Below are 14363 nucleotides of genomic sequence, written 5' to 3' on the forward strand. Positions count from 1 at the left end.
GGCTGTCCTTCCTCGTTCAACATGGCCGTTCAGTCGGCGGCCTGCGCGGTTTCGCGCTTGACGCGGCGGAACAGCGGGTTCTTCTCATCCCAAGAGGTCTGGTACTTCTCGGAGAAGTCGGTCAGGCCCTTGACGGCGTCATGGATGTTCTTGTCGGCACGCACGGCGAAGGCATCGAAGCCCACACGCTGCATGTAGAACAGCTGGTCGCGCAGCACGTCGCCGATGGCGCGCAGCTCGCCGGCATAGCCCAGGCGGGCACGCAGGTTGTAGGCGATGGAGTAGCCACGGCCGTCGGCGAACTTGGGGAAGTCCACGGCAATCACCTGGAAGCTGTCCAGCTGGCCCTTCAGCTCTTCGGCGCGCTCGTCGCTGGCCAGCCAGACGCCGATCTCGGCGCGCGACTTGAGCGCCTCGCCCTGTGCCTGCCAGACCTTCAGCGGCACGATCACGCGACCGGCCGGCACGGTGATGGTCTCTGCGGACTCGCCTTCAGCCAGGCGCAGCACGCTCCAGTCGTCACTGACGACGGTCTTGTTCTTGATGATGTCAGGCATTGGCGTCTTCTCCTGCGACATAGTCGGCCGAACGGATCGGCGTTGCGTATACGAATTCCTTGAACGGGGTCACACCGATGCGGCGCACGGTATCGATGAAGCGTTCTTCCTCATTGCGCTGTTGCACATAGACCTGCAGCAGGCGGTCGATGACGGTAGGCATCTGGGTGGCCGAGAACGAGGGGCCGATGATCTTGCCGATCGAGGACTCGTTGCCCTGGGCGCCGCCCAGCGAGACCTGGTACCACTCGGAACCGTCCTTGTCCACGCCCAGGATGCCGATGTTGCCCACATGGTGGTGACCGCAGGCGTTGATGCAGCCGGAGATGTTGAGTTCGATATCGCCGATGTCATGCTGGAAATCGATGTTCTCGAACTTCTCGGCGATGGCCTGGGCGATCGGGATCGACTTGGCATTGGCCAGCGAGCAGAAGTCGCCGCCGGGGCAGCAGATGATGTCGGTCAACAGGCCAATGTTGGGCGTAGCCAGGCTGTGCGACTTGGCAGCCTTCCACAGCGCGTACAGTCCGGACTGCTTGACGTCGGCCAGCACCAGGTTCTGTTCGTGGGTCACGCGCAGCTCGCCGAAGCTGTACTGGTCGGCCAGGTCGGCGGCGAAGTTCATCTGGTCGGCGGTGATGTCGCCCGGGGGCACGCCCGGCTTTTTCAGCGACAGCAGCACGGCGGCGTAGCCGGGCTTCTTGTGTGCCTTGACGTTGCGCTTGATCCAGTTGGCGAAGCCGCGGTCTTCAGCCTTCAGACGTTCATATTCCGCGTCGACGGCAGGAAGGTTTTCGTAGGCCGGGTCGGTGAAGAACTTGGCCACGCGCTGCAGTTCTTCCTCGGTCAGGGTGGAGGGGCCGTCCTTGATGTCGGCCCATTCCGCCTCGACCTGGCGCGCGAATTCCTCGGGGCCGATGGCCTTGACCAGGATCTTGATGCGGGCCTTGTACATGTTGTCGCGGCGACCATGCTGGTTGTAGACGCGCAGGATGGCTTCCAGATAGGACATGGCGTGCTTCCAGGGCAGGAAGTCACGGATGACGCTGCCCAGGATCGGGGTACGACCCATGCCGCCGCCCACCAGCACGCGGAAACCCACTTCGCCGGCTTCGTTCCGGAGCACGTGCAGGCCGATGTCATGCACGGCGGTGGCGGCACGGTCTTCGGCGGCGCCGCTGATGGCGATCTTGAACTTGCGCGGCAGGTAGGCGAACTCGGGGTGGAAAGTGCTCCACTCGCGGATCAGTTCGGCGTACGGGCGCGGATCGACGATCTCGTCGGCGGCCACGCCGGCCAGCTCGTCCGAGGTGGTGTTGCGGATGCAGTTGCCGGAGGTCTGGATGGCGTGCATTTCCACGCTGGCCAGCTGTTCCAGGATTTCCGGGGATTCTTCCAGCTTGATCCAGTTGAACTGGATGTTCTGGCGGGTGGTGAAGTGACCGTAGCCGCGGTCGTACTTGACGGCGATCTCGGCGAACTTGCGCAGTTGGTTGGAGGCCAGCATGCCGTAGGGAATGGCGATGCGCAGCATGTAGGCATGGCGTTGCAGGTACAGGCCATTTTGCAGGCGCAGGATGCGGAATTCATCTTCGGCCAGCTCATCCGACAGGCGCCGACGCACCTGGTCCCGGTATTGTGCGACTCGCTCTTTGACGATCAGGTGATCGTATTGGTCATAGCGGTACATCTTGTTTTCCCTGTTAACGTCTTGATGGGCGACCCTGGAGGCAGGTGCGCCCGATTGAAAATCAGCCTACCAAATCAGCTTGACTGCCACGCTCGTCAGCGTGATGGCCAGCAGGCCACGCAAGAATTTCTCCGGCACCGCCCGCGCCGCGAGAGAACCGATGGTGATGCCCGGCACCGACCCCAGCAGCAGGGTGGCCAGCAACTCCCAGTTGATCGACCCCAGCCACCAGTGACCCAGTGCGGCAATGGCGGTCAGCGGGACGGCATAGGCGATGTCGGTGCCGGCGATCTCGGCCGGCGTCAGGCGAGGATACAGCAAGACCAGCAAGGTCGCGCCCACGGCACCGGCGCCGATGGAGGAGATGGTCACCAGCGTGCCCAGCAGGGCGCCGGCGGCGATGGTGGCGTTGGACAGTGCGGCGCCTTGCAGCTGGCGCTGCGGGTTGGCATTGAGCCAGGCCTGCATGCGCGAGCGGAACAGCAGCGCGATCACGGTCAGGAACACCGAGATGGCGATCGAATAACGGATGGTCAGGGCGATACCGTCACTGACGGCGCCGAAATGCTTCAGCAGCAGCGTGGTCACCAGCGCGGCGGGCAGGGCGCCATAGGACAGGCGGCGTACCACGTCCCAGCGCACTGTCCCCTTGAAGCGGTGGGCCAGGGTGCCGGCGGTCTTGGTGGCCGAGGCAAAGGCCAGGTCGGTACCGACCGCCACCGAAGGATGGATGCCGAACAGCAAGGTCAGCAGGGGCGTCATGAGCGAGCCGCCGCCGACCCCGGTCAGGCCGACCAGCAGTCCTACGGCAAATCCGCTTACTACATAAGAAACAGTCATAACACCTCGCCCATTAGTCTGCGAATCGTAATAAACTTATGCTTCAAACCAAACTACATAGTATTTATTTGCTTATATACGCCTTTGGCATATGGAAATGCGGCAAATGAAGCAGGCGAACGTCGCAAACACAAACACACATGCAGACGCCGCGCTAGGTAGAAGCGAAGGAATTCCCACATGAATCTTCATCAGTTCCGTTTCGTACGTGAAGCGGTAAGGCAGAACTTCAACCTCACCGAGGCTGCCAAGGCCCTCTATACCTCCCAGCCGGGCGTCTCCAAGGCCATCATCGAGCTGGAGGAAGAGCTGGGTGTGGATATCTTTACCCGCCATGGCAAGCGTATCCGCGGCCTGACCGAGCCAGGCCGGGCAGTGCTGCGCTCGGTGGAGCTGATCATGCAGGAGGTCGATGGCCTCAAACGCATCGGCAAGGAGTTTGCCGCCCACGACAGTGGTAGCTTCACCATCGCCACCACCCACACCCAGGCCCGCTATGCCTTGCCCAAGGTGGTACAGGCCTTCATGCAGAAGTATCCCAAGGTGCATCTTTCATTGCTGCAGGGCAATCCCAAGCAGATCACGGAAATGGTGCGCAACGACCAGGCCGACATCGCCATCGCCACCGAAGCCCTGGCCTCCGGCGAAGGGCTGGTGTCGCTGCCCTGCTATCAGTGGGAACACGTGGTGGTGGTGCCGCCCGAGCATCCACTGCTGCAATCCAGGAGCCTGACGCTGGAAGAGATCGCGTCCAACCCGCTGATCACCTATGACTCGGCCTTCAGTGGCCGCAGCAAGATCGATCATGCGTTCTCGCTGCGCCAGCTGAAACCGGACGTGGTGCTGGAAGCCATCGACGCCGACGTCATCAAGACCTATGTGGAACTGGGCATGGGCGTGGGCATCATCGCCGGCATCGCCTTTGATGCCGAGCGCGATCGCGGCCTGCGGGCGATTCCGGCGGGTCATCTGTTCGGCACCAATGTTTCGCGCGTGGCCTTGAAGCAGGGCGCCTACCTGCGCGGCTATGTCTATACCTTCATCGAATTGCTGGCGCCGACCTTGAACCGCAAGCTGATCACCCAGGTGATGGAGGGTGAGAAGGACATGTACGAACTCTAAGCCAGTCCCTTGACGGACAAGCACGCAAACCGAAGAAAGCAAGACGGCCGGATCGATGAAGATCCGGCCGTCTTGCCTTGTGCGTACGGCAGTGCGGCTTTAGGCTACGGCGGTACGCTCCATGTCACGGCAACCATCCAGCAGGAAGGACAGGCCCACCACCAGCACCAGCTCGCCCTCGGCCGAACGGGCCGTACCGGTGATGCCGGCGGTGTGGATCGCGGTCAGCGGCTTGATCACCAGGTCGGCCGTGCCTTCCACGGATTCCACGCCCAGGATGTAGGGGTGTGGCACCGCCATGACGATACCCACGCGCTCATTGCCCGGCTCGTAGCCCAGCACGCCGGCCAGCGGCTTGACGGGCAGCGGACGGCCCTGGTCGCGCAGCACCGGGGCGCCGCCGACTTCGTCGAAGGTCTCCGGCAGTTCCACCACGCGTTCGACTACCGCCATCGGCAGGGCCAGCGGCGCGCCGGCGCAGCGCACCAGCATGGTCGGGATGATCGACAGTTCGATCGGCAGGCGGATCGAGAACTTGGTGCCGCGGCCGACGGTGGAGTCGATGCGGATGGTGCCGCGATGCTTTTCCACCGCCGTCTTGACCACGTCCATGCCCACCCCGCGCCCGGAGACGCTGGAGGCCACTTCCTTGGTCGAGAAGCCGGGCAGGAACACCAGTTGCAGCGCCTCGTCCGAGGTCAGCGCCTGGTGTTCGGTGATCAGGCCCTTGGCCAGCGCCTTGTTGCGCAGCATGTCCGGGTCCATGCCCTTGCCGTCGTCGAACACTTCGATCATGACGCTGCTACCGGCTTGCCAGGCGTGCAGCGAGATGGTCGCCTTGTTGGACTTGCCGGCGGCAGCGCGGTCCACTTCGATGCCGTGGTCCAGCGAGTTGCGCAGCATGTGCACCAGCGGGTCGTAGAGGCTATCCACCACCACGCGGTCGACTTCGGTATCGGCACCGGTGATGACCAGGTCCACGTCCTTGCCCAGGTCCTTGGCCAGTTCACGCACCAGTCGGGGGAATTTCTGGAACAGGCGGCCTACCGGCTGCATGCGGGTCGACAAGGTGGCGCGTTGCAGTTCGCTGGAATAACGCGAGGCGCGGCCCAGGGTTTCCGCCAGGGTCGACATCAGTGCGGCAGCATTGCCTTCGAACTTGAACTGCTGCAGCTTTTCCAGCAGTACGGAGGCCTGGTTGGCGGCCTGCACCGATTCGCCGGCCACTTCCAGCAGGGCATCGAGCTTGCCGGCATCGATACGGATGCTTTCTTCCTTGGCGCTGGTGCCCGTGTCGCTCGCACGGCGATTGTGCTGGGCCGGCGCCGCGGCCTTCTGTTCGCCATCGGCGGCCGGCGCTGTTGCGGCCGGGGCTGCAGCTGCGGCAGATGCCACAGGTGCTGCCGCCGGAGCAGCGTCGACTGCGGCCGGCGCGCCAGCAGTTGCCACCGCGGCGCCCGGCACCAGCGCCTGGTACAGCGTAGCCCAGTCCAGTTCGCCGTTCTTCATCACGCTGGCACTGTCATCGATCACAGCGACAGGTGCGCTGACGGCGACCTCGACCACCGGTGCTGCTGCCACCGGGGCGGCAGCAACGGCCGGCGCAGCGACGGCAGCGGCAGCGGCAGCGCTCTTGCCTTCGATGGCCTGGGTCAGGATGTCCTCCAGTTCGGCCGGCATCGAGGCCAGGCTGTCGGGCGCAGCGCCGTTGGACAGTTCGGTCAGCTGGTCGGCCACGAAGCCGCTGGCCTGCAGTGCCGCTTCGATGGCCAGTGGCGTGACCGGTGCCTTGCCGGTACGCAGGGCATCGAACAGGTTTTCGGTCAGGTGGCAGGCCGACACCATGGCCGGCAGGTTGACGAACCCGGCTCCGCCCTTGATGGTGTGGAATGCGCGGAAGACCGCATTGAGGATTTCAAGGTCATCAGGATGTCGTTCGAGCGTCAGCAGATGCTCTTCCACGTTGGTCGCAAGCTCCAACGCTTCAACGACAAAATCCTTGAGCATTTCGTCATCCATTAGAACCCCAGGCTATCGAGTAAGTCGTCCACATCGGTCTGGCCCATGGCGGTGCCCGGTGTGGCAGGGCCGTTCATCAGGGTCACCGGCTTTTCCGCTTCGATCTGGGCGCGCACCTCGGCCGGCGCATTGTCGCGCAGCAATTGCGCCAGTTCGCGCTCGGCGGTGGCGGTGATGCCCACGATCTTCTTGATCAGCTGGCCGGTGATGTCCTGGAAGTCCTGGGCCATCATGATTTCCAGCATGCGGGCCTTTTCCGCTTCGGTCGATTCGATCACCGAGGAAGAGAATTTCTGCGAGTCACCGGCCAGCTTCTTGAAGTCTTCGATGGACATCTGGCCGGCATACAGCTTGGTCCAGCGGTCGTTGATGTCCTTGGCCTGCTCCTGCAGACGGTCCTGGGCCGGCATGCCGGAGTCCAGCGCGTTGAGCACCTTGTTGGCGGCCTGTTCGGTCAGGGTGGCGATGTGTTCCAGGCGGCTCTGGGCGTCGCCGATCTGTTCGGCCACGTCGGTCAGGGAGCGGTCGTAGCCCAGTTCGCGCATCGAATCGTGCAGCAGACGAACGATGCCGCCCAGGCGTTCATACATGGGCTTGTCGCTCTGATCCTCTTGCCCCTGCTGGGCGTCGTCGCCAGCACTGGCTGCGCCGCCGGGCGCCTCGGCGGCCTCACCGGCACTCATGGCCGGTAATGTCTGTGAGGAAATTTCGTCAAACAATGCTTCCAGATCAACGTCGTCGCTCATGATTACTGATTCTCCCAACAAATTTGGTGCGCTCGGCAGCGCACTGCTATGCAAAGTTGCCCGTAGGCGGATCAAATGCGTCGTTCCAGGAGGCACAGCAACCATCCCATCCGCGATATCAAACAGATATCGGCAGACAAGGGCGGAGTCTGAAGGCTCGCAGACCACGACAACGATTCAGGGATGACAGGTGAGGCCAGCGGACCAGACGGTCAGCGGGTCGACGATGCCATGGCGCCGAGTATAGGGCCGGGTACGGCCATCTCATCGGCCAAACAGCGAGTGAAATCCCCCCATTTGTTTCGTTTTTTCGCCCCTTGCCACCACTCTGGCCGGCGCGACTGTCCGAAATAAATTCGCATGAATCTCGAATTTTTTCGATATAACCTCGGATTCTATCCGTCTTTTTCTTGAAAGCAATACACATGCCGGGCTTGTGCTGATTTACATCATGATCAGCGCCGGGCTTGCTTTTTGGCGAGCATCTGACATTTATTTGGCCCCGGTGGACTGCATTTGACCGCCGCCGGCTTGTGGTGCGGGCGGGGCGCACCTACAATGGCGCCGTTTTGGTGCCCGTCGGTGTGTTCTTGCCGGCAGTTAAACGGGAAACACGCACCAGTCTGGTTCGCTGCACGCGGCCGGGCTGGTCAAGGTGTGCTGCCCCCGCAACGGTAACCAGGCGCCGGCCAGACAGTGACGAGACGTCGCGTTTTGCCGGCAACACCATCCCCCATGCCACTGTGCAGATTCCGTGTCCGGTTCAGTCGGCCAGCGTTGGCTGGCTGACGAACATGGCGCTGCATGGGAAGGCCGATGGTCATGCCTGCAGCCCGGAGACCGGCCAGAACGGGAGGAAGCTGCGCGTGGCGATGCCGGGCGTGGCTTCCGTTGATTCCGGCCCGCGGGGAGGCAGGCCGGACCACTTCACCGAGTCTCTTTTCCATGCATATCGTTTATCCCCAGGCCAGCCTCGGCGGCCAGCGTCCCCGTTTTGCCCTGCGTGTCGGTACCACCCTGATGCTGTCCACCCTGGCGCAGGCCGCCATGGCGGTCACCGCCGTCAGCACCAGCGACCCGGCGGCGCCCCTGGCACCGGTGGTGGTGTCGGCCTCGCGCTTCCCCAATGATCCGACCTTCCCGCCGGTGGCCGCCACCGTCATCACCGCCGAGCAGATCCGCGAAGCCGGCATCGACAACGCCAACGAAGCCATCCGCAAGCTGGGCGGGGTCTATGGCCGCCAGAGCCTGGCCGGGCCCAAGGACTTCCCGCTGGACCTGCGCGGTTTCGGCACCAATGGCGACCAGAACATGGTGGTGCTGCTGGATGGCGTGCGCATTTCCGAAAACGAGTTGAGCACGCCGTTGCTGTCCTCCATCCCCATCGAGAACATCGAGCGCATCGAGATCGTGCGGGGCGGCAGCAGCGTGCTGTACGGCAGCGGCGCCACCGGCGGCACCATCCAGATCATCACGCGCCGGCCGCAGGCCAACAGCGGCCACGGCACCGTGGTGGGCGAGGTCGGCAGCCAGGGGCTGCGCGGCGGGCGGGCACTGGTCTCGCGCGGCTGGGACAACTTCTCCATCGATGCCAGCTATGCCAAGTCGCGCAGCGACAACTGGCGCGACAATGCCCAGTCCAGCCAGGAAAACCTGAGCTCCACCGTGCAGTGGTTCGCCAGCGACTGGCGCTTTGGCCTGCGCGCCACTCTGTCGCGTGCCGACTTCGGCCTGCCCGGCAGCCTGACCCAGGCGCAATACGAGGCCAACCCGCGCCAGAGCAGCAAGCCGCAGGACCGCGGTTCCTACGACAACGACAGCGTGACGGCCTTCCTGGAGCGCCGTTTCGGCGCCTTCGATGTCGCCGCCGAACTGGCGCACCGGGAAAAGATTTCCCGCTCCAGCTATATCAGCAGCGCCTCGAGCGCCCAGGTCAACATCCGTGGCACGCAATTCTCGCCGCGCCTGCGTCATGTGATTGACCAGGGGACGTGGAAGAACGAAGCCATCGCCGGCATCGACCTGGCCGAATGGACGGCCTATAACAACGCCAGCTACGGCAACAGCGATGCCGCCCAGCGCTCCAAGGCGCTCTACCTGCGCGACGAAATCGAATTCGCCCGCAACGCCCGCGTGGCCGCCGGCGTACGGCGCGAAGTGTTCAACCAGCAGAGCGACTCCGGCCTGTACGACCGCAACAGCGCCGTCAATGCCTGGGACCTGCAGGCCAGCTATGCGCCGCTGCCACTGCTGCGCGCCTTTGCCAAGACCGGCCAGAGCTATCGCCTGGCCACGCCTGACGAAAACGGCTACACCGCGCTGCCCACCGGTGCCGTGCTCAAGCCTCAGGTGTCGCACGACCTGGAGCTGGGGGCCACCCTGGGCAAGACCGGGCAGCAGCTGACGCTGCGCTGGTTCCGCCACCGTCTGCGTGACGAGCTCTATTACGATCCCACCGCCAATGGCGGCTTCGGCGCCAACAGCAACCTGGCGCCTACCCGCCACCAGGGCGTGGAAGTGGAGGGCCGGCTGCAGCTGACCGAGACCCTGGGCGTGAACGCCACTTACCAGCACATCGACGCCCGCTTCGAGGAGGGGGCCAACAGCGGCAAGCAACTGGCGCTGGTGCCGGCCAATACCTTCACCACCCGGCTCAACTGGAAGTCCGGCCAGCACAGCGCCGATGTCGGTGCGCGCTGGGTGGACCGCCAGCGCATGGGCAACGATTTCGCCAACACCTGCGCCAGGATGCCTTCCTTCACCACCTTCGACGCCCGCTACGCCCTGCGCGTGAGTGCCTGGGAATTTGCCCTGACCGGGACCAACCTGGCCGACCGCAAGTATTACTCCCAGGCCTATGACTGCAGTGGCGGTTCGGTCTCGGGCATCTACCCGGAAGATGGGCGGGCGGTAAAATTCACGGCCCGCTATGACTTCTGATGCGGAGCCACTGATTTTTCCTTCCTGACCCGAGCCTGCCGCCGATGCGACGCTTCCTCCCCGTGCTGTGCACCTTGCTGCTGTTGTCCCTGCTGTCGCTGACGGCAGCGGCCTTGTGCGGCAGCACCGGTTGCCTGCGTCCTTCGGCCTCGGTCGACACGGTTTCGCTGCTGCTGTCCCTGCGCGTGCCGCGTGCGCTGACGGCCTTTGCCGTGGGGGCGGCACTGGCCCTTTCGGGCGCCCTGATGCAGGTGCTGCTGCGCAATCCGCTGGCGGATCCCTATGTACTGGGCCTCTCTGGCGGCTCGGCGGCGGGCGCCTTGCTGGCCATGCTGGCGGCCTTGCATCTGGGCTGGCCGGTGCAGTTGGCGACCGCGCCGGGCGCCCTGCTGGGCGCGGCCGTGGCGATGCTGCTGTTGTTCGGGCTGGTGCGCCAGTCCCTGCGGCATCTGGCGATTTCGCCCCTGCTGTCCAGCCAGCGCCTGTTGCTGACCGGGGTGATGCTGGCGGCCGGCTTCGGTGCGCTGATCTCCCTGGCCTTGTCGGTGGCCCCTGATGCGCAATTGCGCGGCATGGTGTTCTGGCTGATCGGCGATCTTGACGATGCCCGGCTGCTGCCGGCGACCGCGGCGGTACTGCTACTGGCCCTGCTATGGGCCTTGCGCTTTGCACCGGCCCTGAACCTGCTGACGCGGGGCGATGCCTTCGCCCAGTTGCTGGGCGTGCCGGTGCTGCGGCTGCGCGTGATGGTGTTGTGTACGGCTGCGGCCTGCACCGCGATGGCGGTGGCCATGGCCGGCACCATCGGGTTTGTCGGGCTGGTGGTGCCGCATGGTCTGCGCCTGCTGATCGGCAACGACCAGCGGCTGCTGTTGCCGGGCGCCATGCTGGGCGGCGGCGCGGCACTGACCCTGGCTGACCTGCTGGCGCGTACCGTGGTCGCCCCGGTGCAGTTGCCGGTGGGCGTGATCACGGCGCTGATCGGGGTGCCTTGCTTTTTGTGGTTGCTGGCGCGGGGGCGTTCATGAGCGCCCCTGCTTTCTTCCTATTGCAGGCGCAGCAGGTGTCGTTGCAGGTGGGCTCCCGCATCCTGCTGGAAGGCCTGGACTGGCAGGTGCGACCCGGGGAATTCTGGTGCGTGCTGGGGCGCAACGGTATCGGCAAGAGCACGCTGCTGCACGCCGCCGCCGGCCTGCAGGCAACCCACGCCGGGCAGTGGCTATTGCAGGGACAGGTACTGCAAGTTCTCTCGCCGGCGGAGATGGCCCGTCATCGCGGCCTGCTGCTGCAACAGCAGCATGATGCCTTTTCCATGCCCGTGATCGAGGCGGTGCTGGCCGGACGTTTCGTACATCGAGGCGGATGGCAGCCGGCCGCGCAGGATCGGATACTGGCGCTGGACGCGCTGGAGCGGGTGGGCCTGTCGTCGCTGGTTGCCGCGGACCTGCTCCGGCTCTCCGGTGGCGAGCGCCAGCGTGTCGGCCTGGCGACCTTGCTGGCACAGGACCCTGGTCTGTATCTGCTGGATGAACCGACCTCGCACCAGGACGTCGCCGCGCAACTGCAGCTCATGACCTTGCTGCGCGCCCTCGCGGCAGAAGGCAAGGCCGTGGTGGCAAGCTGCCACGATATCAACCTGGCCAGCCGTTTCGCCACCCATGTGCTCTTGCTCGGTGAGGGGCAGCGCTGGGCTGGGCCTGCGCAGGAGATATGCCGGCCAGCGGCGCTGGAGGCCGCCTTCGGCTGTCGCTTTGTGCCGGTCGCCGCAGACGGGGTGGTGCAGTTCCTGCCCTTGCCGCTCGACTAAATGCGACGTCGCTTGCGCGCCACATCGACGTCGCAAAATTCGCTTCAATCTCCACATTTATTAATTTGGCTGTCGTGAGTCTTCGAGATTTCCGTTGCCATTTTTCGCTACGCTTCCTCTGCATTTGCACCACTTCTATCATCGCCGCCGGCTATCCGGGCCACGTACCTCGTGTTTCCGGTAGCCGCTCCCGTCCAGTCGGTTCAGTCTGCCGGGAAGTTTCTTTCACATCATGACAAGAGGAACAGATGAAGAAAATGCAATTATTGGCCGCCGGCGTGCTGTCGGTCGTCAGTGTCACCGCGTCGGCACAGGCCGTGAAGTCCGGGCAGGGCTTCTATGTCGGTCTCGAAGGCGGCGCAGCGCACTACGATCTTGATGTCGAGCGTTCGCCAGGCACCATCGAGAAAAACGATGCTGGCATGTTTCGCTTTGGGGGCGGGTATCAGTTCACTCCCAATTTCTCTGTCGAGATGGGCTACTTCCGCATCGGCGCAACCAGTGTGGAAAAGACGGACCACTTCTCGCGAGACAGTGCCAAGGCACGCGTGAGCGGTTTCGATCTGACCGCCTCCTACAAATTCTCCAACGTCCTGCCGGGACTCTATTTCAAAGGGGGGATCACCCAGGCCAAGCTCACCGAAGACGCTCACTATGAGTATCGTGATCTCGGATTCTCCGGCAGCGTCAGCGAACGGGCGTCCAAGTCGGGGACCGGTTACCTGCTGGGTCTGGGCTATGAATACGATCTGAGCGAGATCGTCAGCATCAATGGCGGCTACACCCGTTATGAAGATCTGGCCGGCCACTCCAATGCCGACGTGAACTTTTTCGCAGCCGGCCTGAAATACCGCTTCTGAAGATCACTCCCTGATCCTCGACATCCCTCCTGGCGAGGGATGTTTTTTATTGTGCAGGCGCCATCCGGCGCGCCTGCTCCAGCTTTCCGCAGACCTCTTCGGCGGCCTCCAGCACTCTCGGCCCGGCCCGGTTCATCCAGTCCGCATTGATCGTATAAAGCTGCCCGTCGCGCACCGCCCGCAGGCGGGGGAATTGCTTCCAGCGTTCCAGCGGCTGGTCGCGTGCGTCACCGGGGGTGAGGATGACCTGGGGATCGGCCGCCAGCACGGCTTCTGCGCTGATGGTGGGCACCAGTTGCGGCAGGTCGGCGAAGAGATTGCGGCCGCCGCACAGACGTAGCACGGCTGAGGCCATGTGCTGGCCGTTGAGCGTCATCAGCGGTTGGCTCCAGATCTGGTAGAACACGCTCACCGGCGGGCGACCCTGGTATTGCGTGGCCAGTTGTCGCCAGCGGGCGCGGAAGCTCGCAGCAGCAGCTTGCGCGGCGGCATCGCTGCCCGCCAGGTGGCCCAGCTTTTCCAGAGAGCCGGCCACCATGCCGAAGTCGGCCGGCTGGCTCTCATAGATGGGGATGCCGAAGCTGCGCAGACGTGCCAGCTGCAGCGGCTTGTTGCCGCTGTGCCAGGCCACGATCAGGTCCGGCTTCAGGCTGAGGATGCGCTCCATGTCGAGCGCGTTGTAGCCGCCCAGGGTGGGCAGGCTGGCTGCTGGCGGAGGATAGTCGCTATGGTTGCTGACGCCGACCACTCGTGCACCGGCGCCGGCCGCGTAAAGCAGTTCGGTCACATGTGGTGCCAGGCTGACGATGCGCTGTGCAGGTTGCGCCAGAGTCACGTTCTGGCCCAGGTCGTCCTGCACGGTGATGGCCGCATGGGCGGCAACGCTGGTGGCCACGGCCAGGACGGCCAGTCCGAATGGCGCGGCCGCCCGCATGCGTCAGACTTCGAGGTTGTCGATCAGACGGGTCGCACCCAGCTTGGCGGCCGACAGCACCACCAGTGGCGTCCCCTGTTCCATATCGGCGGCCGAGGGCGGCTGCAGGTCGATGCGCTTGCGCACGGCCACGTAGTCGGGCTGCCAGCCGCGCCCGGCCAGGCGTTCCATGGCCAGTTGCTCCACCAGCGCCACATTGTGCTGACCGCCGCGCACTTCATTGGCGACATCGTTCAACACCTTGTAGAGCAAGGGCGCCTCGGCACGTTGCTCGGCCGAGAGATAACCATTGCGCGAGGACAGCGCCAGGCCGTCTTCAGCGCGGTAGGTCTCGGCGCCGACGATTTCGGTAGGCAGGGCGAACTGGCGCGCCATGTTGCGCACGATCATCAGCTGCTGGTAGTCCTTCTTGCCGAACACCGCCACGCGTGGCTGCACACAGGAGAACAGCTTCATCACCACGGTCGATACGCCGGTGAAGAAACCGGGGCGGAACTCGCCCTCCAGGATGTTGCCCAGATCGTTGGGCGGCTGCACGCGGTATTCCTGCGGTTCCGGATACATGTCCTTTTCGGTCGGCGCGAAGAGCACGTAGACGCCTTCCTTCTCCAGCTTCTCGACGTCGTCCTGGAAGGTGCGCGGATACTTGTCGAAGTCCTCGTTGGGGCCGAACTGCAGGCGATTGACGAAGATTGATGCCACCACCGGGTCGCCGTGAGTGCGCGCCAGGCGCATCAGCGAGAGGTGACCTTCGTGCAGGTTGCCCATGGTCGCCACGAAGGCGGTGCGCAACTGGCCGCGCAGGTGGTCGCGGAGTTCTTCGATGGAGGAAATGATTTTCATGCGGA

12 protein-coding genes and 1 riboswitch are annotated in these 14363 nt (G+C 64.2%); of the genes, 5 read left to right on the plus strand and 7 right to left on the minus strand.

Features of this window, described 5'->3' with window-relative positions:
- Nucleotides 1-29 precede the first annotated feature (29 nt).
- From I5R65_RS13810 to I5R65_RS13820, 3 genes are all read right to left on the minus strand, one after another.
- Nucleotides 30-557 carry a DUF934 domain-containing protein gene (locus I5R65_RS13810; RefSeq protein ID WP_180668221.1) on the minus strand — a complete coding sequence of 176 codons (528 nt, stop codon included), beginning with the start codon at nucleotides 555-557 and terminating at the stop codon, nucleotides 30-32.
- The gene (locus tag I5R65_RS13815) at nucleotides 550-2247 is read right to left on the minus strand and encodes a nitrite/sulfite reductase (RefSeq protein ID WP_180668222.1); all 1698 of its coding nucleotides are present in this window, start codon (nucleotides 2245-2247) and stop codon (nucleotides 550-552) included. Before I5R65_RS13815 ends, I5R65_RS13810 begins: the two co-directional genes overlap by 8 nt.
- Before the next feature lie 66 nt (nucleotides 2248-2313).
- On the minus strand, nucleotides 2314-3087 hold the full coding sequence (locus I5R65_RS13820; RefSeq protein ID WP_180668223.1) for a sulfite exporter TauE/SafE family protein: 774 nt from the start codon (nucleotides 3085-3087) through the stop codon (nucleotides 2314-2316).
- 180 nt (nucleotides 3088-3267) lie between these two features.
- On the opposite strand from I5R65_RS13820, the gene I5R65_RS13825 reads away from it, so the two are divergent.
- The gene (locus I5R65_RS13825) at nucleotides 3268-4209 is read left to right on the plus strand and encodes a CysB family HTH-type transcriptional regulator (RefSeq protein ID WP_180668224.1); all 942 of its coding nucleotides are present in this window, start codon (nucleotides 3268-3270) and stop codon (nucleotides 4207-4209) included.
- 99 nt (nucleotides 4210-4308) lie between these two features.
- Here I5R65_RS13825 and I5R65_RS13830 read toward each other — a convergent pair whose 3' ends face one another.
- Nucleotides 4309-6228 (minus strand): chemotaxis protein CheA, encoded by a 1920-nt coding sequence (locus tag I5R65_RS13830; protein ID WP_180668225.1) that lies wholly within the window; start codon nucleotides 6226-6228, stop codon nucleotides 4309-4311.
- Nucleotides 6228-6974 (minus strand): protein phosphatase CheZ, encoded by a 747-nt coding sequence (locus I5R65_RS13835; RefSeq protein ID WP_180668226.1) that lies wholly within the window; start codon nucleotides 6972-6974, stop codon nucleotides 6228-6230. The genes I5R65_RS13830 and I5R65_RS13835 overlap by 1 nt, the downstream gene beginning before the upstream one ends.
- Before the next feature lie 553 nt (nucleotides 6975-7527).
- Nucleotides 7528-7838: riboswitch (cobalamin riboswitch) on the plus strand.
- A gap of 81 nt (nucleotides 7839-7919) precedes the next feature.
- On the opposite strand from I5R65_RS13835, the gene I5R65_RS13840 reads away from it, so the two are divergent.
- From I5R65_RS13840 to I5R65_RS13855, 4 genes are all read left to right on the plus strand, one after another.
- The gene (locus I5R65_RS13840; RefSeq protein WP_180668227.1) at nucleotides 7920-9914 is read left to right on the plus strand and encodes a TonB-dependent receptor; all 1995 of its coding nucleotides are present in this window, start codon (nucleotides 7920-7922) and stop codon (nucleotides 9912-9914) included.
- 44 nt (nucleotides 9915-9958) lie between these two features.
- Nucleotides 9959-10942, plus strand: a complete 984-nt coding sequence (locus tag I5R65_RS13845) for an iron ABC transporter permease (RefSeq protein WP_180668228.1) — start codon at nucleotides 9959-9961, stop codon at nucleotides 10940-10942.
- Nucleotides 10939-11721 (plus strand): ABC transporter ATP-binding protein, encoded by a 783-nt coding sequence (locus tag I5R65_RS13850; protein WP_180668229.1) that lies wholly within the window; start codon nucleotides 10939-10941, stop codon nucleotides 11719-11721. Before I5R65_RS13845 ends, I5R65_RS13850 begins: the two co-directional genes overlap by 4 nt.
- 248 nt (nucleotides 11722-11969) lie before the next feature.
- Nucleotides 11970-12581: a porin family protein gene (locus I5R65_RS13855; RefSeq protein ID WP_180668230.1), complete on the plus strand. Its 612-nt coding sequence runs from the start codon at nucleotides 11970-11972 to the stop codon at nucleotides 12579-12581.
- 46 nt (nucleotides 12582-12627) lie between these two features.
- Here I5R65_RS13855 and I5R65_RS13860 read toward each other — a convergent pair whose 3' ends face one another.
- Together I5R65_RS13860 and panC are read right to left on the minus strand one after the other, a co-directional pair.
- Nucleotides 12628-13515 (minus strand): cobalamin-binding protein, encoded by an 888-nt coding sequence (locus I5R65_RS13860; protein ID WP_180668231.1) that lies wholly within the window; start codon nucleotides 13513-13515, stop codon nucleotides 12628-12630.
- 3 nt (nucleotides 13516-13518) lie between these two features.
- Nucleotides 13519-14358, minus strand: a complete 840-nt coding sequence (gene panC / locus I5R65_RS13865) for a pantoate--beta-alanine ligase (RefSeq protein WP_180668232.1) — start codon at nucleotides 14356-14358, stop codon at nucleotides 13519-13521.
- Between the last annotated feature and the right edge of the window lie 5 nt (nucleotides 14359-14363).

The sequence above is a fragment of the Herbaspirillum sp. AP02 genome (assembly GCF_015767275.1).
In the GTDB taxonomy this organism is placed as follows: Bacteria; Pseudomonadota; Gammaproteobacteria; order Burkholderiales; family Burkholderiaceae_D; genus Herbaspirillum.